The organism is Terrabacter sp. 2TAF16 (genome assembly GCF_052115065.1).
Taxonomy (GTDB): domain Bacteria; phylum Actinomycetota; class Actinomycetes; order Actinomycetales; family Dermatophilaceae; genus Terrabacter.
The window spans coordinates 79096-104039 of the sequence record NZ_JBFRFZ010000004.1 but is presented as its reverse complement, the minus strand read 5'-3'; the positions used below and the strand labels follow the sequence as shown (position 1 = coordinate 104039).

General features: G+C 70.5%; 24 protein-coding genes. 18 read left to right on the top strand and 6 right to left on the bottom strand.

Features of this window, described 5'->3' with window-relative positions; translation table 11 throughout:
- Nucleotides 1-32 precede the first annotated feature (32 nt).
- The 5 genes from AB4Z14_RS06010 (at nt 33) to AB4Z14_RS05990 (ending at nt 4127) form a co-directional block, all read left to right on the top strand.
- Nucleotides 33-971 (top strand): alpha/beta hydrolase, encoded by a 939-nt coding sequence (locus AB4Z14_RS06010; protein ID WP_442274414.1) that lies wholly within the window; start codon nt 33-35, stop codon nt 969-971.
- Between the two features lie 62 nt (nt 972-1033).
- The gene (locus AB4Z14_RS06005; protein WP_442274413.1) at nt 1034-1309 is read left to right on the top strand and encodes a ferredoxin; all 276 of its coding nucleotides are present in this window, start codon (nt 1034-1036) and stop codon (nt 1307-1309) included.
- Between the two features lie 129 nt (nt 1310-1438).
- Nucleotides 1439-2344, top strand: coding sequence for an ROK family protein (locus AB4Z14_RS06000; RefSeq protein WP_442274619.1), 906 nt, complete (start codon nt 1439-1441; stop codon nt 2342-2344).
- Nucleotides 2341-3297, top strand: a complete 957-nt coding sequence (locus tag AB4Z14_RS05995; RefSeq protein WP_442274412.1) for a 1-phosphofructokinase family hexose kinase — start codon at nt 2341-2343, stop codon at nt 3295-3297. The genes AB4Z14_RS06000 and AB4Z14_RS05995 overlap by 4 nt, the downstream gene beginning before the upstream one ends.
- Nucleotides 3294-4127, top strand: coding sequence for a class II fructose-bisphosphate aldolase (locus AB4Z14_RS05990; protein ID WP_442274411.1), 834 nt, complete (start codon nt 3294-3296; stop codon nt 4125-4127). Before AB4Z14_RS05995 ends, AB4Z14_RS05990 begins: the two co-directional genes overlap by 4 nt.
- Nucleotides 4128-4270: 143 nt before the next feature.
- On the opposite strand, the gene AB4Z14_RS05985 is transcribed toward AB4Z14_RS05990, so the two are convergent.
- Nucleotides 4271-5170 carry an SIS domain-containing protein gene (locus AB4Z14_RS05985; protein ID WP_056780888.1) on the bottom strand — a complete coding sequence of 300 codons (900 nt, stop codon included), beginning with the start codon at nt 5168-5170 and terminating at the stop codon, nt 4271-4273.
- 130 nt (nt 5171-5300) lie between these two features.
- Here AB4Z14_RS05985 and AB4Z14_RS05980 point away from each other — a divergent pair, with 130 nt between their 5' ends.
- The 4 genes from AB4Z14_RS05980 (at nt 5301) to AB4Z14_RS05965 (ending at nt 9437) form a co-directional block, all read left to right on the top strand.
- On the top strand, nt 5301-6101 hold the full coding sequence (locus AB4Z14_RS05980; protein WP_442274410.1) for a DeoR/GlpR family DNA-binding transcription regulator: 801 nt from the start codon (nt 5301-5303) through the stop codon (nt 6099-6101).
- 162 nt (nt 6102-6263) lie between these two features.
- A complete protein-coding gene (locus AB4Z14_RS05975; protein WP_442274409.1) occupies nt 6264-7529 on the top strand; it encodes an extracellular solute-binding protein in 1266 nt (421 codons plus the stop codon).
- Between the two features lie 13 nt (nt 7530-7542).
- The gene (locus AB4Z14_RS05970) at nt 7543-8538 is read left to right on the top strand and encodes a carbohydrate ABC transporter permease (protein ID WP_235508551.1); all 996 of its coding nucleotides are present in this window, start codon (nt 7543-7545) and stop codon (nt 8536-8538) included.
- On the top strand, nt 8535-9437 hold the full coding sequence (locus AB4Z14_RS05965; protein ID WP_442274408.1) for a carbohydrate ABC transporter permease: 903 nt from the start codon (nt 8535-8537) through the stop codon (nt 9435-9437). Before AB4Z14_RS05970 ends, AB4Z14_RS05965 begins: the two co-directional genes overlap by 4 nt.
- A gap of 24 nt (nt 9438-9461) precedes the next feature.
- On the opposite strand, the gene AB4Z14_RS05960 is transcribed toward AB4Z14_RS05965, so the two are convergent.
- Nucleotides 9462-10889, bottom strand: a complete 1428-nt coding sequence (locus AB4Z14_RS05960; RefSeq protein ID WP_442274407.1) for a hypothetical protein — start codon at nt 10887-10889, stop codon at nt 9462-9464.
- 280 nt (nt 10890-11169) lie between these two features.
- Between AB4Z14_RS05960 and AB4Z14_RS05955 the strand changes: the two genes are divergently transcribed.
- The gene (locus AB4Z14_RS05955) at nt 11170-13293 is read left to right on the top strand and encodes a hypothetical protein (RefSeq protein ID WP_442274406.1); all 2124 of its coding nucleotides are present in this window, start codon (nt 11170-11172) and stop codon (nt 13291-13293) included.
- Between the two features lie 98 nt (nt 13294-13391).
- On the opposite strand, the gene AB4Z14_RS05950 is transcribed toward AB4Z14_RS05955, so the two are convergent.
- Both AB4Z14_RS05950 and AB4Z14_RS05945 read right to left on the bottom strand, forming a co-directional pair.
- Entirely contained in the window at nt 13392-14291 is a 900-nt protein-coding gene (locus AB4Z14_RS05950; RefSeq protein ID WP_442274405.1) for a class I SAM-dependent methyltransferase, read from the bottom strand.
- A gap of 212 nt (nt 14292-14503) precedes the next feature.
- Nucleotides 14504-14860, bottom strand: a complete 357-nt coding sequence (locus AB4Z14_RS05945; RefSeq protein WP_442274404.1) for a VOC family protein — start codon at nt 14858-14860, stop codon at nt 14504-14506.
- A gap of 191 nt (nt 14861-15051) precedes the next feature.
- On the opposite strand from AB4Z14_RS05945, the gene AB4Z14_RS05940 reads away from it, so the two are divergent.
- Both AB4Z14_RS05940 and AB4Z14_RS05935 read left to right on the top strand, forming a co-directional pair.
- Complete coding sequence (locus AB4Z14_RS05940) at nt 15052-15735, top strand: alpha/beta fold hydrolase (RefSeq protein ID WP_442274403.1); 684 nt, start codon at nt 15052-15054, stop codon at nt 15733-15735.
- A 297-nt stretch (nt 15736-16032) separates the two neighbouring features.
- The gene (locus AB4Z14_RS05935; protein ID WP_442274402.1) at nt 16033-16503 is read left to right on the top strand and encodes an SRPBCC family protein; all 471 of its coding nucleotides are present in this window, start codon (nt 16033-16035) and stop codon (nt 16501-16503) included.
- 69 nt (nt 16504-16572) lie between these two features.
- On the opposite strand, the gene AB4Z14_RS05930 is transcribed toward AB4Z14_RS05935, so the two are convergent.
- Together AB4Z14_RS05930 and AB4Z14_RS05925 are read right to left on the bottom strand one after the other, a co-directional pair.
- Nucleotides 16573-16986 carry a (R)-mandelonitrile lyase gene (locus AB4Z14_RS05930; RefSeq protein ID WP_442274401.1) on the bottom strand — a complete coding sequence of 138 codons (414 nt, stop codon included), beginning with the start codon at nt 16984-16986 and terminating at the stop codon, nt 16573-16575.
- Nucleotides 16970-17893, bottom strand: coding sequence for a helix-turn-helix transcriptional regulator (locus AB4Z14_RS05925; protein ID WP_442274400.1), 924 nt, complete (start codon nt 17891-17893; stop codon nt 16970-16972). The genes AB4Z14_RS05930 and AB4Z14_RS05925 overlap by 17 nt, the downstream gene beginning before the upstream one ends.
- Nucleotides 17894-18064: 171 nt before the next feature.
- On the opposite strand from AB4Z14_RS05925, the gene AB4Z14_RS05920 reads away from it, so the two are divergent.
- The 6 genes from AB4Z14_RS05920 (at nt 18065) to AB4Z14_RS05895 (ending at nt 24938) form a co-directional block, all read left to right on the top strand.
- Complete coding sequence (locus AB4Z14_RS05920) at nt 18065-19084, top strand: zinc-dependent alcohol dehydrogenase family protein (protein WP_442274399.1); 1020 nt, start codon at nt 18065-18067, stop codon at nt 19082-19084.
- 203 nt (nt 19085-19287) lie between these two features.
- Nucleotides 19288-19641: a cyclophilin-like fold protein gene (locus AB4Z14_RS05915; RefSeq protein WP_442274398.1), complete on the top strand. Its 354-nt coding sequence runs from the start codon at nt 19288-19290 to the stop codon at nt 19639-19641.
- Nucleotides 19641-20222 carry a DapH/DapD/GlmU-related protein gene (locus AB4Z14_RS05910; RefSeq protein WP_442274397.1) on the top strand — a complete coding sequence of 194 codons (582 nt, stop codon included), beginning with the start codon at nt 19641-19643 and terminating at the stop codon, nt 20220-20222. Before AB4Z14_RS05915 ends, AB4Z14_RS05910 begins: the two co-directional genes overlap by 1 nt.
- Nucleotides 20223-20401: 179 nt before the next feature.
- On the top strand, nt 20402-20653 hold the full coding sequence (locus AB4Z14_RS05905) for a hypothetical protein (protein ID WP_442274396.1): 252 nt from the start codon (nt 20402-20404) through the stop codon (nt 20651-20653).
- Between the two features lie 385 nt (nt 20654-21038).
- Nucleotides 21039-21701: an HAD family hydrolase gene (locus AB4Z14_RS05900; protein WP_442274395.1), complete on the top strand. Its 663-nt coding sequence runs from the start codon at nt 21039-21041 to the stop codon at nt 21699-21701.
- A gap of 576 nt (nt 21702-22277) precedes the next feature.
- Nucleotides 22278-24938 (top strand): S8 family serine peptidase, encoded by a 2661-nt coding sequence (locus tag AB4Z14_RS05895; RefSeq protein WP_442274394.1) that lies wholly within the window; start codon nt 22278-22280, stop codon nt 24936-24938.
- Nucleotides 24939-24944 lie beyond the last annotated feature (6 nt).

Genomic DNA, 24944 nt, shown 5'->3' with positions numbered 1-24944 from the left:
CCATCCGCCCCCTCACCGCACGGGAGAACACCATGAGCACCACGCCACCCGCCACGCCCGCCGCCACCTCCGTCATCACCGCCACCGAGCGCGCCCAGGTCGAGGCCGCCAACGCGAGCGGCCGCCAGCCCGTCGTCTTCGTCCACGGACTGTGGCTGCTCCCGAGCAGCTGGGACGCGTGGCGCGAGCACTTCGAGTCCCTCGGCTACGCCACGCTCGCCCCCGGCTGGCCCGACGACCCCGAGACCGTCGAGGAGGCCCGCGCCCACCCACAGGTCTTCGCCGGCAAGACCGTCGGCCAGGTCACTGACCACGTCGCCGACGTCATCCGCCTGCTCGACCGCGAGCCGGTCGTCATCGGTCACTCCTTCGGTGGCCTCATCACCCAGAAGCTCGCCGGTCAGGGTCTCGCCCGAGCCTCCGTCGCCGTCGACCCCGCGCCCTTCCGCGGCGTGCTGCCCCTCCCCGTCTCGGCGCTGCGCGCGAGCTCTCCCGTGCTCATCAACCCGGCCAACTACAACCGGCACGTCTCGCTGACCTTCGACCAGTACCGCTACGCCTTCGCCAACGCCGTCAGCGCTGAGGAGGCCGCCGACCTCTATCGCACGTATCCCGTCGCGGCGCCGGGCCGCCCGCTCTTCCAGGCCGCCACGGCGAACCTCAACCCGCGCACCGAGGCCAGCGTCGACACCGACAACCCCGACCGCGGCCCGCTCCTCGTCATCAGCGGCGAGAAGGACCACATCGTGCCGTGGGCCATCGCGCACGCCTCCTACAAGCGTCAGCTGAAGAACCCCGCCCCCACCGAGATCATCGAGATCCCGGGGCGTGGGCACTCGCTCGTCGTCGACAGCGGCTGGCGAGAGGTCGCCGACGCCGCCGCCGCCTTCCTCGCCCGCCACGGCGCCGGGCCCGACGCAGCCCCGGAAGCAGCCCCGGAAGCAGCACCAGACGCAGCCCCTGACGCCTGAGGCCCCGCGCGGTCAGCCGATCCGGTAGGCCGCGGACGCGCGCGGACCCCCGAAGAGGGCCGATGTCCACGCCCACCCACGTGCCCGCAGAGCGCGCGACCGAGGACGGAGCCGACCACACGCGCCGACGCCTCGGGCTCGTCCGCGAGCGGCGCCTGGCCGTCGACCGTGTCGCCTGCTCGGGGCACGGCGTCTGCGCGCAGCTGCTCGCGGGGGTGACCCTCGACGAGTGGGGCTACCCGGTCGTCGCGGGCGACCGCGTCGTCGGCGACGACGGCAGGGCGGCGGCCGACACGGCGGTGAAGCTGTGCCCGGCCCGGGCCCTCTACCTGCGGTGAGCGACTTCGCGAGCGGCGCAGGGCTGCGAGTGGGAGGCTGTGCGGCGTGCCCGCGCTGCGACTCAAGTGTCCAAATGTGCTCGATCAGGTGTTCAACCGTGCAGTAATGCTCATAGAATGCGCGTCGTGATGCGCGAAGCAGTGGTCGGGATCGACGTCGGCGGCACCCGGATCAAGTCGGCCCTCGTGACCCCCGACGGCCAGGTGCTCGCCGAGGCCGTCCGCCCGACGCCGGACAAGGTCGGCGACCAGCTCGGCGAGGTCGCCGCCGAGGCCGTCGTCGAGCTGACGGCCCGCGTCGACGAGGCCGTCGACCTGCTCGCCGTCGGGGTGGCCGTGCCCGGGCTCGTCGACGACGTGACCGGCATCGGGGTGTGGTCGGCCAACCTCGGCTGGCGCGACCTCGACCTGCGCGGCAGCGTCGCCGCCCACGTCGACGTGCCCGTCGCCATCGGCCACGACGTGCGCTCGGGGCTGCTCGCCGAGCACCGCCTCGGAGCCGCGCGCGAGGCCGACAACGTGCTCTTCGTGCCGCTCGGCACGGGTCTCGCGAGTGCCATCCTCTGCCGGGGCCAGCTCGTCACCGGCTCGCTGTGGACCGGCGAGATCGGCCACATCGTCGTCGTGCCCGACGGCCCGCTCTGCGCGTGCGGACAGCGCGGCTGCCTCGAGGCGCTCTCGAGCGCCGGCGCCATCGGGCGCCGCTGGTCCGAGGCGACCGGGCTCGTCGGTGACGCCGAGGAGGTCGCCCGCCGCGCCGAGGCCGGGGAGCCCGAGGCCCGACGCATCTGGCAGGAGGCCATCGACGCGCTCGCCATCATGGTCGCCCCTGTCGTGGCAGCCGCCGGCACCGAGCTCGTCCTCATCGGCGGCGGGCTCGTCCACGCCGGCGACACCCTGCTCCAGCCCTTGCGCACAGCCCTCACGGCCCGCCTCGGTGGTCGCGACGACGTCGCCGTCCGCGGCGCCGCCCTCGGCGACCGCGCCGGCTCGCTCGGCGCCGCGACCATCGCCCTGGACCTCGTCGGTCGATGATCGTCACCTTCACGCCCAACCCGGCGCTCGACATCACGTATGCCGTCCCCTTCGTCGCGCTCGGGGAGACCCACCGCGTCGCCTCCGTCAGCGAGCGTGCCGGCGGCAAGGGGCTCAACGTCGCTGCGGTGCTGACGTCGATGGGCTGCCGGTCCGTCGCGGTGGCGCCCGTCGGCGAGATGGACCTCGACCTCTTCGCCTCCGACCTCGGGGCCCGCCGGGTGCCGCACCGGCTCGTCCCGTCACCCTGCCCCACGCGCCGTTCGGTCGCTGTCGTCGAGGCGAGCGGCCGGGTGACCCTGCTCAACGAGCCCGGCATCGGGCAGTCGCAGCGGGTGTGGGACCGCGTCGCCGACGAGATCGAGGCGCTCGCCCCTGAGGCGTCGACACTGACGGTGTCGGGCAGCTTCCCGCCGGGCACCGCCCCCGACCTCGTCCGCCGGGTCACCCGCCTGGCCCACGAGGCCGGTCTCCGCGTCGTCCTCGACGTCAGCGGCGCTCCCCTGTCGCGCGCCCTCGCCATGCGGCCTGACCTCGTCAAGCCCAATCGGGTCGAGGCAGCCCAGACCCTCACCGGGCTGGGCCGCGGCGAGGTGCCGTCCGTGCCCGGGGCCGCCCGCGCGCTCGTGGCGGCCGGCGCCCGTGCCGCGATCATCAGCGACGGCACGAACGGCCTCGTCCTCGTCCACGACGACGTCGCCCTCCGGGCCCACCTGCCACGCCCGCTCTCGGGCAACCCGACCGGCGCGGGTGACGCCCTGACGGCCTCGCTCGCGGCCGACCTCGACGGCGACGGCGACCTGCCGGAGGGTCCCGAGGCGTGGGCCTCGGTCCTGCGCCGCGGCGTCGCCTGGTCGGCCGCGGCGGTGCTCCAACCCGTCGCCGGCGCCGTCGACCCGGCCGACGTCAGCCGTCTGCTCCCCACCGTCGAGATCGAGGAGATCCGTCTGTGACCCGCTCCGCCCTGACGCCCCTGCTCGCCGAGGCGTCAGCCGCCGGCCGTGCCGTGGCGGCCTTCAACGTCATCCAGCTCGAGCACGCCGAGGCCTACGCCGCGGCGGCCGAGCGCGTCGGGCTACCCGTCGTCATGCAGATCTCCGAGAACTGCGTGCGCTACCACGGCGCGCTCGCACCGATCGCGGCGGCGACGCTCGCCATCGCGGACGCGTGTGCGCAGCCCGTCGTCGTCCACCTCGACCACGCCGAGGACGTCTCGCTCGTCGAGGAGGCGGTCCGGCTCGGGCTGACGTCGGTGATGTTCGACGGCTCGACGCTGCCCGACGACGAGAACCGCGCCGTGACCCGTCGTGTCGTCGAGCTCTGCCGCGCGGCCGGGGTCAGCGTCGAGGCCGAGCTCGGGGAGGTCGGCGGCAAGGACGGCGTCCATGCGCCGGGCGTGCGCACCGACCCGGACGACGCGGCCCGGTTCGTCGCCGACACGGGCGTCAATGCGCTCGCGGTGGCCGTGGGCAGCAGCCACGCGATGACCGACCGCACGGCGCAGCTCGACACGGATCTCATTGCGGCACTGCGCCGCTCGGTGCCGGTGCCGCTCGTGCTGCACGGCTCGTCCGGGGTGCCCGACGGGGGGCTCGTGGCCGCGGTGCGGGCCGGGATGACCAAGGTCAACATCGCGACGCACCTCAACCAGGTCTTCACGCGGGCGATGACCGAGCGGCTCGAGGCGTCGCCGACGGTCGACACGAGGAAGTACCTCGGCGCCGCCCGCGACGCCGTCACCGACGAGGCCGCCCGCCTGATGCAGCTCCTAGCCCTCCACTAACCGTCGAAAGGCCACGTCTGGCCGCTCGTCAAACCGTCGAGAGGCCAAAGCTCGCGGGTGGGCGCACGTCGAAAGGCCAAAGTGCGTCGCGAACTTTGGCCTCTCGAGTCGCCGAGACCCGCAGACTTTGGCCTCTCGACGTGTCAGGTGAGGACGATGCTTCTCGTGAGGTTGCGGGGCGCGTCGGGGTCGAGGCCGGCGGCGTCGGCCTTGCCGAGGCACAGCCGGTGCAGGCGCACGAGGTCGGCGAGCGGGTCGATGTCGCGGTGCTCGAAGTGGGCCCCGGTCGCGCGCACCTGCTCGGGCAGCCCCTCCGGCACCTCACCGAAGGCCCACACGGCCCGCCCCGGCGCCGCGATGCTGATCGGTCCGTGGCGGTACTCCATCGCCGGGTAGGACTCCGACCAGAACTGTGCCGACTCGCGCAGCTTGAGCGCGGCCTCGTTGGCGATGCCGTTGGACCAGCCGCGCCCGAGGAAGGTGACCTGCTCCGCCAGCGCGAGGTGGCCGTATGCCGCCGACGCGTCCTCCGCGAGGACGGCTCGGGCCTGCTCGGCCACCGGACCCAGGTCGTCGCCGAGCGAGGCGCGCAGCAGCGCGAGGGTCGTCGTGGCGAAGCGGGTCTGCACGACGCTCTGCTCGTCGACGTCGTCGAGCAGCACCGTCGCGTCGGAGCGCTCGGCCACCGGGGTGCCGGCCGTCGCGACGATCGACACGTGCGGCGTGCCCGAGGCGCGCAGCTCCTCGACGACGGCCATGACCTCGGTCGTCGTGCCGGAGCGGCTGATGAGGACGACACGGTCGTAGCCGCGCGCGAGCTGGTGCTCGGAGGCGGCATACGCGTCGGTGGGGCCCTGGCCGAGCGCCTCGCGGCGGGCGGCATACGCCTGTCCCATGAACCACGAGGTGCCGCACCCGATCGTCGCGACCCGCTCACCGGGGCGCGGGAGGTGCCGCGCGACGTCGTCGAGGCGCGTGACGACGCGCTCCCAGTCGTCCGGCTGCGTGGCGATCTCCTGGGCGAGGTGCGTGGTCTGCGGCATGGTGGCTCCCGACGGTTCGACGGTCACACGGCTCTCGCCGTGACGATGGTGATTGTGTTTGCGCGAAACACAGCGTAAACGCGCAGAGATGCACATGTCCATTGCTCGAACTGCGCGGTATCGTCAGCGCGTGACCGAAGAGAGCGATCTCGCCCGCAACCGCGCCAGTCGTTGGTCGATCATGCTCGACCGCCTCGCCACGACCGGCCGCCTCGGCGTCGGCGAGGCTGCCGAGCTGCTCGGCGTCAGCGAGGCCACCATCCGGCGAGACTTCTCCGAGCTCGCCAAGCGACAGCTCGTGGCCCGCAACCACGGTGGCGTCGTCGCGACGTCGGTCGCCTACGAGCTGCCCTACCGCTACCGCAGCAGCATGGCCGACGACGACCGGACGCGGATCGCCGAGGCGGCGGCCGCGCTCGTCCTGCCCGGCCAGGTCATCGGCCTCAACGGCGGCACGACGACGACCGCGACGTCACGGGCCATCACGGCGCGAGAGGACCTCGCGGCCGACGGCGAGATCACGATCGTCACCAACGCCCTCAACATCGCGACCGAGGCGGTGCTCCGGCCGCACGTCCAGTGCGTCTCGCTCGGCGGGGTCGCGCGGCCCGAGTCCTACGAGGTGACCGGCCCACTCGCGACCCTCGTGCTCCAGCAGCTGTGGCTCGACGTCGCCATCGTCGGCGTCAACGGGCTGTCGGCCCGCGAGGGCGCCACGTGCCGGCACGAGGAGGAGGCCGCCATCATCCGCACGATGATCGAACGGTCGAAACAGGTCATCTGCGTCGCCACGGGTGACAAACTCGGAGTGCGGACCTTCGCCTCGATCTGTCCCGCCGAGCGCATCGACCACCTCGTCACTACGGTGGGCGCTGACCGCGACGAGGTGGACGCGCTGCGCGAGGCCGGTGTCGAGATTCACCAGGTCTGACCGAGCGACGCCCCCTTGCGTGATTGTGATCGAATTGATGAACATCCAGTCAGAATTGCTCTTGCGGATGGCAAAGACGCCCCTCTAGGTTGGCCTAATTGTGTGACCGGGTCGGCGCGTGATCACGTTGCCACCACGTCCGGCACCGAACCAAGGAGAGACATGAGGTCGACGAAGCAGTCTGTGGTCGTCGCGGGGCTGGCCATCGCAGGCCTCGCCCTCGGCGCATGCGGCGGAGGGACAGGTGCCGGTACGGCACCGGGGGGCACGGCCGGCGGCACCGCCGAGGAGGCCAAGACGATCAAGCTCGTCGCGGCCGAGTACTCCAAGGACCACACGAAGGCGTTCTGGGACGCCTTCGCCAAGACGTACCACGACAAGACCGGATACACCCTCGAGGTGCAGGTCGTCAGCTGGGACAACATCGACCAGCAGTCATCGACGATGATCCAGAACAACCAGGCCCCCGACATCCTCAACCTCAACGCGTACGCCAGCTACGCGAAGGACGGCCTGCTCTACGACTCCGACGCGGTGCTCCCGGCCGTCGTCAAGGACGACATCCTCGACACGTTCGTCAAGTACGGCACCTACCAGGGCAAGTTCTACGGCTTCCCCGACCTGTCCTCGGCCCGCGCCTTCTTCTACAACAAGACGCTCTTCCAGCAGGCCGGCATCGCCGCGCCGCCGAAGACGTGGACCGAGCTCGAGGCCGACGCCAAGAAGATCACCGCCCTCGGTGGCGGCAAGGTCGGCTACGCCCTCCCGCTCGGCCCCGAGGAGGCTCAGGGCGAGTTCTCCATGTGGCTGTTCAACAACGGCGGTGACTGGAAGACCGACGGCAACTGGGTCATCAACTCCGACAAGAACGTCGCGACCCTCGACTTCCTCAAGAAGCTCGCCGACGAGAAGGTCACGCAGAACAACCCGGCCCGCACCAACCGCGCCGACGCCTTCGACCTGTTCAAGTCCGGCACCGCCGGCATGGTCATCGGCTTCAGCCCGCTCGCGGCCGACCTCGACAAGGACAAGAAGGTCGACTACGCCGTCGCGCCGTTCCCGTCCAACGACGGGACCGAGAGCAAGACCTTCGGTGTCACCGACTACCTCATGGCCTTCAAGAAGCCGGGCAACGAGAAGGCGGTCAAGGCCTTCTACAACCTCTACTACACCCCCGACCAGGTCAACACCTTCATCAAGGCCGAGGGCTTCCTCCCGGTCACGAAGTCGGGCGTCGCGTACTTCTCCAACGAGAAGGCGCTGCAGGTCTACCTCAACACGCTGCCCAACGCGAAGCTCACGCCGACCGACGACCCCACGTGGGACAAGGTCAAGCTCGCCGTCCAGCAGAACCTCGGTGGCGCCATGAACGGCTCCCCGAAGGCCACCCTCGACGGTCTGCAGCGGACCGCCGAGAGCGGCGGCTGAGGCACCAGCCCCGATGAGCGACAGCACCACGGTGTCCCCCGATCCCGCCCCCGTGGCGGGGTCGGGGGACCGTCGTTCGCGTATGCCGTCCCGCGCCGGTCGTCGGCGCCGTGCGGGACGCATCGGCCAGGTCCACCCCCTCGTCGCGCTGCTGTGGCTCGCGCCGGCTCTCGCGCTCATCCTCGGCGTCGTGCTCTACCCGGCGATCAAGCTCTTCGACGCCTCGCGCGGCGAGTACTCCATCACCGGGCTGCGCAAGGGTGACGCGGGCTGGGACAACTACGTCAAGGTGCTCGAGCACCCCGATCTCGGCACCGTGCTGCGCAACACCGTCGTGTGGGTCGTCGCGGTCGTGGCGATCACGATCGTCCTGAGCCTCGCGCTCGCGCAGTTCCTCGTGAAGAGCTTCCCGGGACGACGCTTCGTCCGGTGGGCCGTCATCATCCCGTGGGCCGCCTCGCTCGTCATCACGAGCCAGCTCTTCGTCCTGCTCTACGACTACAACTACGGGATCATCAACCACATCCTCCTGAGCCTGCACGTCATCGGCACGCCCATCGACTTCCTCGGTGACGACAGCTGGACGATGTTCTCGATGGTGGTCGTCGGCGTCTTCGTGTCGCTTCCCTTCACGATCTTCGTCTTCATCGCCGGCCTCGGTGCGATCCCGGACGACGTCATGGAGGCGGCCACCGTCGACGGCGCGAGCCCGTGGCAGCGCTACTGGAACATCACGCTCCCGCTGATGCGCCCGGCGCTCATGATCGCGACGGTGCTCAACGTCATCTACGTCTTCAACAGCTTCCCGATCATCTACACCCTCAACGACCGCAACCCCGGCTACCTGCACGACACGACGATCACGTTCATGTACAAGCTGGCCTTCAAGAGCCAGGAGCACGACGTGGGCATGTCGGCAGCCGCAGGCATCTTCAACGTCCTGCTGATCCTCGTCGTCGTCGGCATCTACCTCAAGATCATCAACTGGCGCGAGGAGACGAGCCGATGAGCACGACGACGGCCCCCGCGCCGAGCGCTGCGGGCACGCCTGCGCCGCAAGGCAAGCCCACGGCATACAACCGGGATCCCAAGCGGCGCAAGCGGATCCTCATGGCGATCGGTGGCGCGCTGGTCGCGTTCGTCTTCATCGCGCCCTACCTCGTCATGGTGCTCGACTCGCTGCGCACGAGCAGCGACGTCAAGAGCACGCCGCCGAGCATCCTGCCGAAGGTCTGGCAGTGGGACACCTACGCCCAGATCCTCGGCGACGAGCGGTTCCTCAACTGGCTCAAGACCTCGCTCATCGTCGCGACCGGCTCGACGGTGATCGTCATCCTCGTCGCGATCCCCGCGGCCTTCATGACGGCCCGGCACCGTTTCCCGGGGCGCGGTCTCTTCCTGCTGCTCGTGCTCGTGACCCAGATGTTCGCGCCCACCTCGCTCGTCGTCGGCCTCTACCGGCAGTTCTTCGAGCTCAACATGATCAACACCTACGGCGCCCTCATCCTCACGAACGCGGCGTTCAACCTCGCCTTCGCGATCTGGATCCTGCACGGCTTCTTCTCCTCGATCCCGCTCGAGGTCGAGGAGGCGGCGGCCCTCGACGGCGCGAGCCGGTGGCAGATCCTGCGCCGGGTCATGCTGCCGCTGACGCTGCCGGGCCTCGTCACCGCGACGATCTTCACGTTCATCGCGGCGTGGAACGAGTACGTCGTGGCCCTGACGCTCATGATCGACGACGACAAGAAGCCGCTGACCGTCGGCATGCGGGCCTACATCACCGGCTACGAGCAGCACTGGGACCAGCTCTTCGCGGCGTCGGTCATCGCCGTCGTGCCGGTCGTCATCCTCTTCGCGATCATCGAGAAGCACCTCGTCGGCGGCCTCACCGCGGGGTCCGTCAAGTAGTCGACGCGTCCCCGCCGGCCGGTCTCAGATCCAGACCGGTGGGGGCGGGACGACGACGCCGACGACCGTCCCGAGGTCGGCGACCTGGGTCCCGGCTGCCTTGATGCGCACGCACTCCGCGGGCGCGCACCACCGCGGCACGACCCCGCCCTGGGCCTGGCGCACCATCATCCGCAGCGTGCCGGCCATGATCGAGCCCTTGCTCGTGGCTCGCTGCGCCGGGTCCTGGAAGAGCACGACGGGGCGGCGGGTGCCCGACGGCCCCGGCGCGGTCGCGCGGTCGACGAGGGCGGCATACTCGCTCCGGGTCTGTTGGTGGGCGCCGATGTCGGCCCGCCACGTCAGGACGCCGAAGACCGTGAGCGCGGCGAGGCAGGCGATCCCGATGCGGGGCGACCACCCGACGCCACCGAGCAGCAGGGCCGCCGGGACGAGGACGGCCATCCACGCCCAGAGCTCGCCGCGCGGGTCGGTGACGACGCCGGTGACCACGGTCTGCGCTGCGCTCAGCGCGACGACGACCGCGAGCCCGACCACGAGACGCAGCAGCAACGGCCGGACCGTGCGATCGAGCCACGCGGCGACGACGGCGACGATCCCGACGAGGGCGGCGATCCACAGCGCCGACCCGAGGCGGAGCACCTCGCGCGCGAACCGGCCGGCGTTGACCCGCAGGGTGTGCAGGTCGTGGAGCGGGTTGGGGTGTCGCCACGCGGCGATCTTGAGTCCGAGGTGCCCGAAGAAGATGCCGTTGAGGCCGTAGATGACGGCGACGCCCACGGCGTACGCCACGACGTAGCCACCGGCGAGCAGCAGCACGTCCTTCCACGGGCGGGCGCGCATCTGGACGACGGCAGCGAGGAAGAGGACGACGCCCACCGGCGGGTAGGTCAGAGTCGTCAGGACGGTGGCGAGCAGGAGCCACAGCGCGAGCCTCGGTCGCGTGCGCGAGGCCCACGGCAGCGTCCACACCGCGGTGGCCGCGATGAGGACGGACGGCGTCAGGGTCCCGGGCCAGTAGAGCAGCTGCACCCAGAGCGCCGACGCGAAGACCGTGAGGCCGAGGAGCGCGTCGATCGCCCAGTGCAGCTCGCGGTCGACCGGACGCAGCACGCGCCACAGGCCCGCGACGAAGACGACGTATGCCGTCACGTACGTCAGCGACGCCGTGAGCGGGGCGCTGTGCTGGCCGATGCCGACCCACCAGGCCCAGTTGAGCCAGCGGCCCTCGGAGAGGTTCTTGGCGTAGACGTTCGACGCGAAGGGGGTGTGCGGCGGCAGAAGGAAGGGCCAGTCGTCGCGGCGGATGAAGGGCACGACGGCCTGGGACACCGCGTCGGTCAGCACGACCGCGAGGACGAGCACAGCGGCGACGACGAGCCATCGGGGCGGCAGCCAGCCCGGTCGGGCGGTGCGTGCGGTGGCGGTGGCAGCCGCGGTCGGTGCCGTCATGGTTCAGACCCCTTCACGGGAGGGAGGACCGGTGCCTACACGGTACGCAGGTGCGATGGACGAACCGGGCGTCTGCGGGCTCTGCCCAGCGACTTCCCAGCGGACTCACCGCACGTCAGCTCGATCGCGCTCCGAGTCGAGCCACGGCGCCTCGACCGTTGGGGCTACGGTGTCGCTGGACGTGTGGCGGTTTGTCCGTCCGCGCCGGCCGGCGCGGTTAGCATGAGCCCGCCGCGGCGGTCGTGCCGGTGGCGCCCTTCGCCGAACAGGACCCACCGCCATGCGCCTTCTTGCGCGCGCCACCGCCGTCGCGGCGACTCTGACGATGTCCGCGACGCTCGCCGTCACACCGGCAACCGCCGATCCGGTGCCCGCGGAGCTGTCGGCGCAGATCACGTCGCCGGTCCCCGGCGTCGACGTCCTGTCCGGCCAGCAGTCGGTCGTCGTCCATGTCACCGCAGCATCGGGCGTGACTCCCACCGCTGCGACGGTTGCTGTCACCGCCCTCAACGACGCGACACGGTCACGCACGGGCACCAGCGACGTCCCCACGACGTGCGCCCCCGAGTGTGACGTCACCGTCGTGGTCGACACGGTCTCGTGGATCGACCCGGGCTCGGACCCCCTCGCCGGCGAGACGAGCCTGCCCGACGGCTACGCGACGATGGAGGCCACGGTCGACGGGACCACGGAGTCCGGATCGACCGTGCGTGCCTCCTCGTCCAGCGAGCTGATGCAGGTCGGCAACGCGCGCCCGCAGCTGTGGCCCGGCATGCAGGACCAGTACACGCGCCTGCCGGTCGTCGGCACCGACCCGATTCAGGTCTCCGCCTACGTGAGCCCGTACGGGGCCGGCGTCGACCGGCTCGAGGCCACCCTCTTCGGCCCCGACGTGCGCTGGCGCGGTTCCTTCCCGGGCACGCTTCTGGACGCCCAGCACCAGTCCCTCGTCACCGGGAGCATCCCGACGACCGGACTCACGACCGGGCACTACACGCTGCGCTTCGTGGCGTTCGACGGTGCGGGCAAGCCGTCGGACATCGTCACCCGCGAGGTCACCTACTACTCCGGGCCGGAGGCGCGCACGGACAGGCTCGTCCCCCGGACGCCCACCCAGGCCAACGGCTGGACCGGTGGGGTGGCCGAGGTCACCGTGAGTGTGGGTCCGGACTGGTCGCCGTTCGCACCGAAGCGAGTCGACGTCTACCTCGACGGGAACACCGCGTCGCCGGCCGGCACCGTCAAGTCCTTCCCCTGGGCCGACTACTGCTCCGTCAGCCCGGAGGGCTACTCGGTCTGCCCGTCGACGATCAAGGTCAAGGTGCCGCTCATTACTCCGACCGTCACCGGCGGCATCTGGGACTACGAACAGCCGCTCGCGGCGGGTGCTCACGCGGTGTCGGTCGTCTACACGGAGACGACCGGACCGCAGGACTGGCAGGGAAACTCGCGGACCGCAACTGCCACGTCGACCACCTCCGTCGCGGCGGCCGGTGTGACGGCGACGACGACGGTCAACGGGCCGGTCGTGCAGAACGCGTCCGGGACGCTCGCGTTCACGCTGACCTCTCGCGCCGGAGCGGCCACGCCGGCTCCGCAGATCCGGTCGTGGAAGGCTGCCCCCACCGGTGCCGCGACTCTCGCATCGGGCACCTGCAGTTCTTCGTGCCTCGCCGTGACCGGGACGATCCAGCTGAAGTCCCTGCCCGGGAGCTACCCGGGACTGGTCCCGGACTTCCACGTCGTCCCCGTGACCCTGACCTTCACCGACAGCGACGGGGTGACCCGCACCAAGACGGTGAACATCGGGGTCGACCCCGCTGTCCGGACAGCCCTGAGTGTGCCCACGACAGGAACGTCGGGTGCGACGGCATACGTGACGATGAGCGTGCAGCAGCTGAACAACGAGATGCTCCCGGGGGTGCCCGTCGCCCTGCAGACGCGGACGGCCGGGTCCACGACCTGGCGGACCGTCACGTCGACGCGGACGACGTCCACGGGCAGCGTGCGAGTCCCGGTGGTGCTGAAGTACAACGCCTACTGGCGCACGGTGGTCGCGGCCCGGCCAGGCTGGAACGGCTCGGCCACGTCTGCGCAGCTCTACAGCAAGGTCGCGGCGAAGGTCACCGCATCAGGCGTACCCACGACGGGGGTCGCCGGCCGGATCTACCCTGTCAAGGCGACTCTCTACCCGGTGAGTGCCGGTCGACGGGTCTCGGTACAGGTCAGGGCCTCGGGCACAGCGACGTGGCGAACCGTCACGAGACCTGCCACGAACACGCTCGGTCAGGTCTCGGCCGGCGTGAAGTATGCACGCGGCACGTGGCAGGTGCGCGTCGTCGCTGATGCGACCACCGCCAGCGCGTCCGGCACCTCGAAGATCCTGACGATCAAGGTCAGCTGACGAGGGCTCAGGACCGCCGTGGCCTCCACGGCAGGAGGGGCCGACGAACCGGGCCTTCGGGGTCGGCCCAGCGACCTCCCGGCCGGCTCGCCGCTTTGTCAGATGGCTCGCGTTCTGGCACGAGCAACGGCGACTCGACCGTTGGCGAGTGACCCGGCACTGCCGTACGGGGTGTCGTAGCGAGCCGTGCTCGCGAGGAGGTTGACATCGCTGTTGACGGCCCAGCCGCGCTCGGACAGGAGCCGGGCGATCTGTCGCTCGGACCACAGGGACCGCCAGGGCTCGCCGGCCAAGGGTGACGAGGCACCCGACAGGCGGGAGGCCAGTCCGGCCACGCGCCGCCCGACCTGTGCCGACACCGAGCGTGACTGGTACTGCGCGACAAGGACGCTGCCCGTGGCGGAGACTTCGGTGAGGGCGTCGACGGTGGCCGTGACCTGCGCGCGCGAGAGATAGGGAATGACGCCTTCCCAGATCCACACCGTAGGCCGGAGCGGGTCGTGCCCGGCGGCGGCCAACCGCGGACCGAGCGGCTCGTGGGTCAGATCGACGGCGGCGAAGCGCAGGTCGCAGAGCGGCGAGGAAAGGGGCTCGGCACGCCGGCGCAGGTCGGCCTGGGATGCCGGGTGGTCCACTGAGAACACCGTGATCCCCCGCAACGCGGCCAGGCGCCACGGCCGGCCGTCGAGCCCGGCACCCAGAAGGACGACCTGCCAGTTCCCGCTCTGCGCGAGCGTCCTGCTCACCGCGGCGTCGATGAGCACGGTGCGCGGCGCCATCACCGCGGCGCAGGCGCTGACCGACTGCACCGCTAACCGGGCGTTGCCGTCGTCGGGGAGCTCACCGCGTCGAGCCAGCCGGACGGGTTCGAGCTCCGCATCAGACAACAGCCGCTCGGCGACGGGGTCGGCGAACGGCTCGACCCCGGCTCGCCCGTCGGCCACGGCGCGGCCCTGACAGACGAAGACGGCCGTCCGACTCGGTTGTCCCGGTTCCACGCTCCGACCCTACGACGGCTGCCTGGCGGCCTTGCGCCGCGGAGCTTCGCCTCGGCAGCTGGACCTGCTCGTGCCGACGCCGACCCGGTGACGAGCCCACGTTCCGGTGCTTCCGGTGCACCCGGAAGTCGTGGACCGACCGTGTCCAGCCGCGTCAGGGTCTGGCCCCGCAATCACCCAGGCGTCGGCGCGACGCTCGGGTCGCAGAACGCTCAGGACTGCAGGGAGAGGTTGTTGCCGTCGGGGTCGTGGAACCAGGCGATCCGGGCGCCGTCGGGTGCGGTCCAGATAGCGCGGTCGTCTTGGGACATGCCGTCGTAGCGGTTGAAGGTGACGCCGGCCGCGGTGAGTCGGTCTATCTCGCCGTCCAGGTCGGCGACGATCCACCCCAGAACCGTGTAGGGCGCCGTGCGGACCTCCTCCACCGCTGTGATGCGAAGCTGGCCGGTGGGCGTGTCGTGGACCAACGCAAACGGTCGCGCGTCGACGAGATCGAGGCCGAGAACGCCACCGTAGAACCGCTCGGCGGCATCCAGGTCGCTGACGCCGACGAATCCGACCTGCTTCACATGTGCGAACACTCATCTGCTCCTTCCCGACGCGCGAATCATGGTGGAGCGTCCAGGAAACAGTTGCACCACCCAGGGATCAAGCGCCAGCGTTCAACTGCCACTCATTGCGGCATGCCCGCCATAGGCGGCGGTTGGACGCAGTCGTGCGACGGTCACGCGAAGACCTATCGGTCTAGTTACAGTCAGGTGTGCCTACCTTCGTTCTCATTCCGGGAGCAGGCGGGTCGGCGTGGGTCTGGAGTCGAGTCGCGAGGTTCCTGTTCGAGGCCGGGCACGAAGTGATCGCGGTCGATCTGCCCGGCGACGACGAAGCCGCCGGCCTGCACCGCTACGCAGAGCTGGTGGTGGACGCGGTCGGTTCACGCTCGGACGTCGTGCTCGTCGCGGGGTCGCTCGGAGGCTTCACCGTGCCGCTCGTCTGCGAGCGGGTGCCCGTCCGTGAGGTGGTGCTGGTCAACGCGATGATCCCTGATCCGGGCGAGACGGCTCGCGACTGGTGGGCGCACACCGGGGCGTTCGAAGCCCAAGAGGAGGCAGCCCGCGCTGGTGGCTACGGTCCCTTCGACGTAGCGACGTACTTTCTGCACGATGTCGATCCCGAGGTCGCCGCCGAAGGTGAGCCGTATCAGCGCGCCGAGGCCGACGTCGGGTTTGAATCGGTGTGTGACTTCACGGCCTGGCCAGCGGTCAAGATCCGTGTCCTCGTGGGCGCTGACGACCGTTTCTTCCCGGTTGGCTTGCAGCGCCGGATCGCTCGCGACCGTCTGGGCGTCGAGGTCGACGTCCTTCCGGGTGGGCACTTGCTGCCACTCGTGCAGCCTCGGTCGGTGGCCGACTACGTGCTGCAGACAACCCGCTCTGGCGACTTCTGATGAGTCCGTCGCGTGCGCTACCGGCGAGCCCTCGCATTCGCTGGCCGATATCGCCGGCGGCCCATGAGCGGGTTCGCTACAGGCCCGCACCAACTCATCAGAAAGGGTCACAGCGCCGGCAGTCAGGATGGGCAGCTGCCGGCGGTAAGACGCACCGCCGCAAACGGCAGTCCTGACCCTGCCCGGCAACCGCAGCCGCGTCAGGGACGTGCCGTCAGCTGTGGCACCTGATGATGTAGGCAGATCACCTCGACCTGCCTAGGCTTGAGTGGTCGCCGCACCGATCGAGGAGGCTTCATGGCTGGGAGCGTGATTCGGTTCGAGGCGCGGACGGTGATCCGTCGGCCGGCGAGCGAGGTGTTCGAGCGGCTGGCCGATCTCCCCGGCTATCGGCAGTGGATGCACCGCGACGGCGTGTTCGGCGGCACGGAGCTGACGTCCGCGCTGCCGGTGCGGTCGGGCACGACGTATGTCGACCGGACGCGGATGGGCCGCTTCGTCGGGGAGGTGACCGAGCACGTGCCGTCGACGCGCCTCGCCTTCAGCGAGACGTTCAGCATCTTCGGCCACCCGCTCACCCAGGCGCGTCCGCGCTACGTGCTCGAGGTCGACGGCGACTCCACGGTCGTCCACCACACCGCCGAGGCGGAGCTCTACGGCGTGGCTCGCGTGTTCAAGCCGGTGGCCGCGCGAATGGTGACGAGGGAGCGGTCACACACCCTGGCCTCCCTCGAGCGCTCCTTCGAGGGCTCTCCCGAGACCGTCTAACAGACCGCCTCCGCAGGCCTGCGGGCGTCCCGGGCCGGGCCGCTCGTGTCGACGGCAGGGCTGGGTCGGTCAGTCGGAGAGGGAGGGGGCGGCGGCATACTCCTCGTCGGAGACGGGGGTCAGCCAGTGCACGACGTCGTGGTCGTCGTCGCCCTCGTTGATGGCGACGTGCACCATGAGCCGGGTGGGCGCGGCGCCGTGCCAGTGCTCCTCGTCGGCCTCGAAGAGGACGCGGTCGCCGGGGCGGATGACCTCGATCGGGCCGCCGCGGCGCTGGCAGAGGCCGACGCCCTCGGTGACGAAGACGGTCTGGCTCAGGGGGTGACGGTGCCAGTGGGTGCGGGCGCCGGGCATGAAGTGCACGAGGTTGGCCGAGACGCGCGACGGTGCGGGCGCGGCGGCGACCGCGTCGATGTAGACGTCGCCGGTGAACCAGTCGCTCGGGCCCTGGACGGTGTCGACGGAGCTACGGGTGATCTGCATGGGTTTCCTTCTGACTGTTGGGGATCGCAGTGTCAGTGGTCGCGGTGGGGCCCGGTGTGTCGGCGGCCCAGGAGGCGAGCAGCTGGAGTCGCTCGGCCGAGGGCGAGCCGGGCTCGGCGGTGTAGACCATGAGGACGAGACCGGGCTCGGCGGTGATGGCGAGCTCCTCGTAGGCGAGGGTCAGCTCGCCGACGACGGGGTGGGTGAAGCGCTTGGTGCCGGTGCCGTGGGTGCGCACGTCGTGGGCGCTCCAGAGCCGCCGGAAGACCTCGCTCTGCGTGGAGAGCTCGCCGACGAGGTCCTGCAGGCCGCGGTCGTGCGGGTCGCGGCCGGCCTCGGTGCGCATGATGCCGACGCACATCCCGGCGAAGAGCTCCCAGTCGGGGTAGAAGTCGCGGCTGGCCGGGTCGAGGAACTGGAAGCGGGCGAGGTTGGGCAGGCGGCCGCCCTCGCCGATGACCGGCGAGTAGAAGGCGCGGCCGAGCGCGTTGGTCGCGAGCAGGTTCTGGTGGGGGTCGCGCACGAAGGCGACGGCGTCGCGGATCGACTCGAGGGCCCACTGCAGGCTGGGCCGGGACGCAGGCTTGCCGGCCGCGCGTCGGCGCGGACGCCCGGACGTGGGTATGCCGTCCGCTGCCCTCGCGAGGTCGAGCAGGTGCGCGCGCTCGGTGTCGTCGAGCTGCAGGGCGCGAGCGAGCGCGTCGAGGACGCCGGCCGAGGCGCCGGCGATCTGGCCTCGCTCGAGGCGGGCGTAGTACTCGACGCTGAGCCCGGCGATGGTCGCGACCTCGCTGCGACGCAGGCCGGGCACGCGTCGGCCGCGGCTGACGGGCAGGCCGACCTGGTCGGGGGTGATGCGGGCGCGGCGGGTCATGAGGAACTCGCGCACCTCTTGGCGGTTGTCCACGCCTTCGAGACTAGGCCGCGTCGAGGGGTGGGCCGAGCCGTGAGAGGTGCCCTGTCAGTACGTGCCTCGACAGGGACTTCCTCGGTCTCTCGCCGGCGGCTTCACTCGTGTGGTGGGCCGTCGGGCCCGGCGGGCCGTGGGCTCGCGACGAGACGATGGAAGGAACACGCGATGCGTGGAGTGGTCATGTACGAGCCCGGCGACGTGCGGGTGGAGGAGCGCGCGGATCCACAGATCATCGAGCCGACCGATGCGATCATCCGCCTGACGGCGACGTGCATCTGCGGCAGCGACCTGTGGCCCTACCGCGGTGCGGAACCGGTCGACCACCAGGTCATGGGGCACGAGTACGTCGGCGTCGTCGAGCAGGTCGGCTCGGAGGTGCGCACCGTCACGGTCGGCGACTTCGTCGTCGGGTCGTTCTGGGCGTCGGACAACACGTGCGAGATCTGCCGGGCCGGCTACCAGGCGTACTGCGTGCACCGCGTCCTCATGGGCACGATCGGCACCCAGTCCGAGCTGACGCGGATCCCCCTCGCGGACGGCACCCTCGTGGCGACGCCGGGGCAGCCGGACGCCGACCTGATCCCCTCGCTCATGGCGGCCTCCGACGTGCTCGGCACCGGGTGGTTCGCCGCGGTGGCCGCCGATGCGGGCCCGGGCAAGACGGTGGCCGTCGTCGGCGACGGCGCGGTGGGACTGATGGGCGTTCTGGCCGCCCGGGAACTGGGGGCCGAGCGGATCATCGCCTTCAGCCGCCACGCGGACCGTCAGGCGCTCGCGCGCGAGTTCGGTGCCACCGACATCGTCGAGGAGCGCGGCGAGGCCGGCGTGGCGCGGGTCAAGGAGCTGACCGACGGGCTCGGGGCGCACTCGGTCATCGAGGCCGTCGGGACGCAGGAGGCGATGATGCAGGCGATCCACTCGACGCGGGCCGGTGGGCACGTCGGCTTCGTCGGGGTGTCGCACGACGTCGCGATCCCCGGCGACGAGCTGTTCATGGCCGGCGTCCACCTCCACGGCGGACCGGCACCGGTTCGGGAGTACCTGCCGCACCTGATCCAGCTCATCTGGGACCGGAAGATCAACCCCGGCAAGGTCTTCGACCTCACCCTGCCGCTCTCGGAGGCTGCCGCTGGCTATGCGGCGATGGACGAGCGTCGGGCGACCAAGGTGTTGCTGACGTTGTGAGTGTGGGCTTGCTCTCGAGAAGGACGCACGGCCCGATGGTGGCCCTCGGGCTGACGACGGTCCTGACCGCGGGCTGTGGCTCGACGGTTGAGACCGTCGACGCCCGGGAGGCGCCCGGCCGCGCGCAGACCATCGCGACCGCCACCACACGGCATACGCCATCCACACCACTTCCGTCGACCGACCACGCAAAGGACCAACAGGTGAAGATCGTCATCACGCTCGGGGGCCGGCGCCTCGGCGCCACCCTCGACGACAGCGCCGCGGCGCGTGACCTGCTCGCACAGCTACCGTTCACGATCGACATGGTCGACCACGGCGGGGTGGAGAAGACGGGACCGCTGCCGTCACCGCTCTCGCTCGACGGACAGCCGGAGGGGGCGGACCCGGACGTCGGAGACGTGGGCTACTACGCCCCGGGCAACGACCTCGTCCTCTACTACGGCGACCAGTCCTACTTCCCCGGCATCGTCGTCCTCGGCCGCCTGGACGAGGGCGCCGCTGCGCAGGTCGCGGACCTGCGGGGTCCCGTCACGGTGACCGTCGAGGCCGGGTGATGGCGGTGCAGCTGCAGGAGTTCCTCGATCACGTGAACGCCGGACGCCTCATCGAGGGCGGCTCCGCGGCGCACGCGTTCATGCACGAGGCGTCGCAGGAGGCGCTGCGGACGCTCGCCGAGCTGAACGGCGCCTACCGCTCGCCGGACGAGGTGCGGGCGTTGCTCTCCCGGCTGACCGGTCGGGAGGTGGCTGAGTCGGTGACGGTCTTCCCGCCGTTCTACTCCGAGTTCGGCAAGAACCTCACGCTCGGCGAGGGCGTCTTCATCAACATGGGCTGCCGCTTCCAGGACACCGGCGGCATCTCCATCGGAGACGGGTCGCTGATCGGCCACGGCAGCACGCTCACGACGCTGAACCACTCGATGGACCCGGCGCGGCGCGCCGACATGGAGCCGGCCCCCGTGACGATCGGCCGCAACGTGTGGCTGGGAGCAAACGTCACGGTCGTGCCCGGCGTGACCATCGGCGACGGCGCCGTGGTCGGCGCCGGAGCGGTCGTGACCAAGGACGTCCCCGCCGACACCATCGCCGCCGGAGTCCCGGCCCGGGTCATCCGACCCACCGGTTTCGAGGCCTGAGGCGCGGCCTTCAGGGCCCATCGTCTCTCGACGGTCAGGGGTGGGATGTCGCCCTTCGGACGGTGGTGACGCTCGACCCCAGCCATGCCAATCGCCTGCTGCGGCGCACCTGTCGACCTGGACGCGGTGACGTGTGCGATTCGCCTGCGCGCGCTCTGCTCGCGCCCTACCGTCGAGGAATGGCTGAGTCCAACTCTCAGACGGCGGTGACCTTCTTCAGCGCGCCGATAGGCGGTGGAGTGCTCGCCCTCCTGCTGTGGTTCGTCCTGAAGGGCCCGTGTCAGCTGGCTGGGTTCGAGACGGAATGTGTCAGCGTGGGCGATCAGACGTTCTACAACCCCGGCGGTCTCATGGCGATCGGCGGCTTCCTGGGTTTGCTGCTCGCCGTCGGCATCGAGCTCGTCCGTCATCTGGGCGCGTCCAACGACTGATTCCGTATGCCGTCAACCGCGTCGGTGTCTGGCACCGTCGCCGGGCCAGCGGGGGTCGCGGCAGACGTCCCGAGCTTCTCCGGCCGAGAGAGGGCGTTTGCAGCACGCGACAGCGGGCATGGTGGAGGCATGCGTCTGCGGGATCACCACAAGGGAGACCTGGCACTGACGGCACTGACGCTGGCGGTCGCCGCGGCGGCTGCTGCCAACGAAGCAGCCCGCTGGGCAGCTCGCCGTCATCGTCGACACCACGGCTCCGGGCCGTCGACGCGTCCCACGGGGACGTAGGCCGGCAGCGCTGAGCCGACGGTCTCCGGCCGGCCCCGCGTCCATCGTCAACCGCGCGCGGGCTGGTCACTGCTGCCCTGCGGGGTATGAGGATGGCATGGCGGATACGGCGATCTTCGATGTCGACGGCACTCTCGTGGACACCAACTACCAGCATGCGCTGGCGTGGTTCCGCGCCCTGCGCCGCTACGACATCACTCGGCCGATGTGGCGCATCCATCGCGGCATCGGGATGGGTGGCGACCAGTTCGTCTCGGCGGTCGCCGGTCGTGAGGCCGAGGAAGCCCACGGGGACGACCTGCGCGAGGCGTGGGCGGAGGAGTTCGACGAGCTGATCGGCGAGATCCAGCCTTTCGAGGGCGCGCACGAGCTGTTGGCCGAGGTCAAGGAGCGCGGCTTCCGGCTGGTGCTCGCCAGCTCGGGCAAGACCCAGCACGTCGAGGCCTTCCTCGACCTCATCGACGGCAAGTCCCTCGCCGATGCCTGGACGACCTCGGACGACGTGGAGAAGAGCAAGCCTGAGCCGGACATCGTGTCAGCGGCGCTCGCCAAGGTCGATGGCGCCAGCGCCATCATGGTGGGCGACTCGATCTACGACGCCCAGGCAGCGGCCAAGCTCAGCATCCCGACCCTCGGGGTCCGCACCGGCGGCTTCTCCGTCGGTGAGCTGCAGGAAGCCGGGGTCTTGCAGGTCTTCGACTCGCTGGTTGCGTTCCGTTACGCCCTGGATGGCACCCCCTTGGCCCGCCCCAGCCGCTGAGCCCGGCGGGCGAAACCGTGTGAGTGTGGGCTGAGCTCCCGGTCCACTCGCCTCTGCCGAGGCCGGCGCCGCTGGCGCGTCCCCGGGGCTCCCCCCACAAGCAGCGGGATGCCGGCGCCCGAGTTTTGCGATTCGTCCCTCGGAGGGACAAATCCGCCGATACATTCCGATCTCGGCCCGCTGCAGTCCTGCGCGGGAGATCAATGCCGCGTGTCAGCCCACCGGGCCGCGCGGGCCATACAGGGGAGTTCTTCTATGGGCGCTCGTCGCCGATGCTTCGTTGCTGCCACCGTCGCGATAGGCCTGTTCGTCCCGACGGGATCAGCAGCAACCGCGGCTGATGGCAGCCCTTCGCCGACCACGAAGCGAGAGCGGCTGGAGGAGCTGCACGGCCAGCCCGTCAGAACGCCGGCGCCGACGGGACGCGGAGCAGGCGGTCGGTTGGGCGGCCTTGCGGCGCAGCGTGACTCCGACCGGGTCGTGTTGTCGGTGAAGGTCCGAGGCGGTGCTGGCGCAGCCAAGGCCCTGACCGAGGTCTCACGTTCAGCCACAGCGCAAGGTGGTGTCCAGCGGCGCATGATGCGCCAGCTGGCCACCGTGTCCGTGGAGGTCCCGAAGGCTGATGCGGCATCCATGGCCGCCGCCCTGCGTCAACGCCCTGACGTCGAGCACGTCGACATCGTCAGCCGCAGAACGCTGACGTTCGTGCCCAACGACGAGAAGTACTCGGCCAGCGCCCCCTATCTCGAGGCGGTCAACGCGCCGTCCGCGTGGGACGTGCAGCATGGTGACGCTGCCGTGCGCATCGCCGTCATCGACAGCGGCCTCGACGTGAACCACCCCGACCTGACCGACCGAGTGGTCGGTACCTACAACGCGTTCGACGGCAGCAGCGACGTCGTCGACGAGATCGGCCACGGCACCTTCGTCGCGGGCGTCGCAGCCGCCACCGCCGACAACGAGATCGGCGTCGCCGGCGCGTCGATGGGCGCAAGCGTGATGGCCGTCAAGGTCGCAGACCCGTACGGTCAGGTGTTCACTGACACCGAAGCCGCCGGCATCATCTGGGCTGCCGACCACGGCGCGAACGTCATCAACATGAGCTTCTCCGGCGACACGCCCGACCAGGTCGAGTCCGACGCGGTCGCGTACGCCGTGAGCAAGGGCGTCCTCGTCGTTGCCGCCGCCGGCAATGATGCCGACACGCTCCCCGCGTACCCCGCTGCCTACCCCAGCGTCGTCGCCGTGGGAGCCACCGATGCCGCCGGCCACCGGGCGTCGTTCTCCCAGTACGGCTCTTGGGTGACCGTGGCCGCCCCAGGCACTTCCATCACGAGCACCTCGCCCACCAGCGCCAGCTCCGGCTTCCAGCTCGACTACGACACCGCGGACGGCACCTCGTTCTCCGCACCGCTCGTGGCCGCTGAGGCGGCACTGCTGTGGTCGCGAAGCCCCAGCGCGAAGGCCGCCGACATCCGTGCAGCCATCGTGACGACCGCGCACGGTTACACCGGTCTCGGGCTCGGCACAGGACAGGTCGACTTCCGCGCCGCTCTCGACGCGGTCGCGCCGAACACCGTGCCTGCGCTGACCAACCCCGCCGACGCGTCGTCCGTCACAGGCGTCGTCACCCTGACCGCAGCCTCCACCGCACCCAAGGTCCGCTTCTTCGTCGACGGCGCTCCCCTGGGTGCGCCCGTGGCCAGCAACAGCGGCACCGCCACGACCACCTGGTCGACGTGGGGGCTGGCCAACGGCGCCCACACCCTGCGCGCTGTCGACTGCAGCCTTAAAGACCTGTGCAACACGGCGGGCACCCAGGTCGCCGTCGCGCTGGGCAACGCGGCGCCCGTCATCACCTCGCCGCGGCCGTCGCAGCTCGTCTCCGGGTCCGCGACGTTCACCGCCACCGCGCCGGGCGGCGCCGTGGCCTTCTTCATCGACGGTGTACGCCGCGGGCAGGACACCAGCGCGCCGTACGCCCTGACCTACCCGGTGAGCGCGCTCACCGATGGAACCCACACCGTGAAGGCCGTCAGCTGCACAACTGGCGGCACCTGCAGTGGCCCCACCTCGACCGCGGTGTCGTTCAAGAACCAGTCACTGCACCCCACGTTCACGGGGGTCAGCCCGAGCGTGTTCAGCCCCAACGGTGACGGTCGCTCCGACAGCACGAAGCTCACGTACTACCTGCCCGACAGCGAGACGGTGAAGTACCAGGTCCGCAACGCTGCCGGCACTGTGGTTCGCGGCCCCGGAAGCCTCGGCACGCTTGCCGCGGGCACCCGCAGCTTCGTCTGGAACGGTCTGCTCAACGGCGGCGCACGCGCCACGAGCGGCGCCTACAAGGTCGAGCTCGTCACGACGCGGACGACGAGTGCCGGCACGTTGCGCGGCCTCGCCACGATCAACGTCCGCGTGGACCAGCTTGCCCCGACGATGAGCTCCATCACGGGTAGCGGTTCCGGGTTCTACCCGTACCCGGACACCTACCGTGACACGTTCGCGCCGGCCTTCACGTTGAGCGAGGCGGCGACGATCACGCTGACGGTCCGGACCAGCGGCGGGACCCTTGTTCGATCCGTCAGCGGCACTCGAGGCACCGGCCGGGCGAGCATCATCTGGAACGGTCGTAACAACGCAGGTTCCCTCGTCGCTGGCGGCACGTACTACTGGACGTTGACCGCTCAGGACCCAGCCGGCAACCGGCGCTCCAGCGCCAAGTACTCCGTCACCGTGAGCAGCAAGCGGCTCGTGACGAAGACGGCCACGCTCGACAAGCGAGGCAGCCAGTTCTACAGCGCCGGCGGCAGCGACGACTACTGCGCCGGAGCGAGCCTGAGTCTGTCGTACTTCAACCCCTACGGTCTGTGGCTGGCCAACACGTGCAGCGCGTCCTACGACGGCTACCAGATTGCCGGAGCCGTGTACCGCTTCTCGGTACCCTCCGCGGTCAGCTACAGCTCGCTGAAGGTGCAGACCTACGGGTTCTCGATGGATACGTCGACGCTCGGCGCCGGCTTCACGAAGTGGGGCACCTCGAACTACGCGTTCACCCCCGAGATCTACACCGGCACGGCGAGCGCGTGGCGCACCATCGGTTCAGTGTCCGCGTCCGGGCTGGTGAACTCCTCACGGGCCGTCGAGACGACTCTGTATGTGCCGAACGACTTCTACGACAACGACTACGACATCAGCTACGTGCGACTCGTCGTCACCTACGAGGTGCTCGCCTGACGGAGC

Bases quoted from the DNA above. Each gene is read 5' to 3' on its own strand.
- AB4Z14_RS06010 (WP_442274414.1), top strand. From the start codon at position 33: ATGAGCACCACGCCACCCGCCACGCCCGCCGCCACCTCCGTCATCACC.
- AB4Z14_RS06005 (WP_442274413.1), top strand. From the start codon at position 1,034: ATGTCCACGCCCACCCACGTGCCCGCAGAGCGCGCGACCGAGGACGGA.
- AB4Z14_RS06000 (WP_442274619.1), top strand. From the start codon at position 1,439: ATGCGCGAAGCAGTGGTCGGGATCGACGTCGGCGGCACCCGGATCAAG.
- AB4Z14_RS05995 (WP_442274412.1), top strand. From the start codon at position 2,341: ATGATCGTCACCTTCACGCCCAACCCGGCGCTCGACATCACGTATGCC.
- AB4Z14_RS05985 (WP_056780888.1), bottom strand. From the start codon at position 5,170: ATGCCGCAGACCACGCACCTCGCCCAGGAGATCGCCACGCAGCCGGAC.
- AB4Z14_RS05975 (WP_442274409.1), top strand. From the start codon at position 6,264: ATGAGGTCGACGAAGCAGTCTGTGGTCGTCGCGGGGCTGGCCATCGCA.
- AB4Z14_RS05970 (WP_235508551.1), top strand. From the start codon at position 7,543: ATGAGCGACAGCACCACGGTGTCCCCCGATCCCGCCCCCGTGGCGGGG.
- AB4Z14_RS05965 (WP_442274408.1), top strand. From the start codon at position 8,535: ATGAGCACGACGACGGCCCCCGCGCCGAGCGCTGCGGGCACGCCTGCG.
- AB4Z14_RS05960 (WP_442274407.1), bottom strand. From the start codon at position 10,889: ATGACGGCACCGACCGCGGCTGCCACCGCCACCGCACGCACCGCCCGA.
- AB4Z14_RS05955 (WP_442274406.1), top strand. From the start codon at position 11,170: ATGCGCCTTCTTGCGCGCGCCACCGCCGTCGCGGCGACTCTGACGATG.
- AB4Z14_RS05935 (WP_442274402.1), top strand. From the start codon at position 16,033: ATGGCTGGGAGCGTGATTCGGTTCGAGGCGCGGACGGTGATCCGTCGG.
- AB4Z14_RS05930 (WP_442274401.1), bottom strand. From the start codon at position 16,986: ATGCAGATCACCCGTAGCTCCGTCGACACCGTCCAGGGCCCGAGCGAC.
- AB4Z14_RS05920 (WP_442274399.1), top strand. From the start codon at position 18,065: ATGCGTGGAGTGGTCATGTACGAGCCCGGCGACGTGCGGGTGGAGGAG.
- AB4Z14_RS05910 (WP_442274397.1), top strand. From the start codon at position 19,641: ATGGCGGTGCAGCTGCAGGAGTTCCTCGATCACGTGAACGCCGGACGC.
- AB4Z14_RS05905 (WP_442274396.1), top strand. From the start codon at position 20,402: ATGGCTGAGTCCAACTCTCAGACGGCGGTGACCTTCTTCAGCGCGCCG.
- AB4Z14_RS05900 (WP_442274395.1), top strand. From the start codon at position 21,039: ATGGCGGATACGGCGATCTTCGATGTCGACGGCACTCTCGTGGACACC.
- AB4Z14_RS05895 (WP_442274394.1), top strand. From the start codon at position 22,278: ATGATGCGCCAGCTGGCCACCGTGTCCGTGGAGGTCCCGAAGGCTGAT.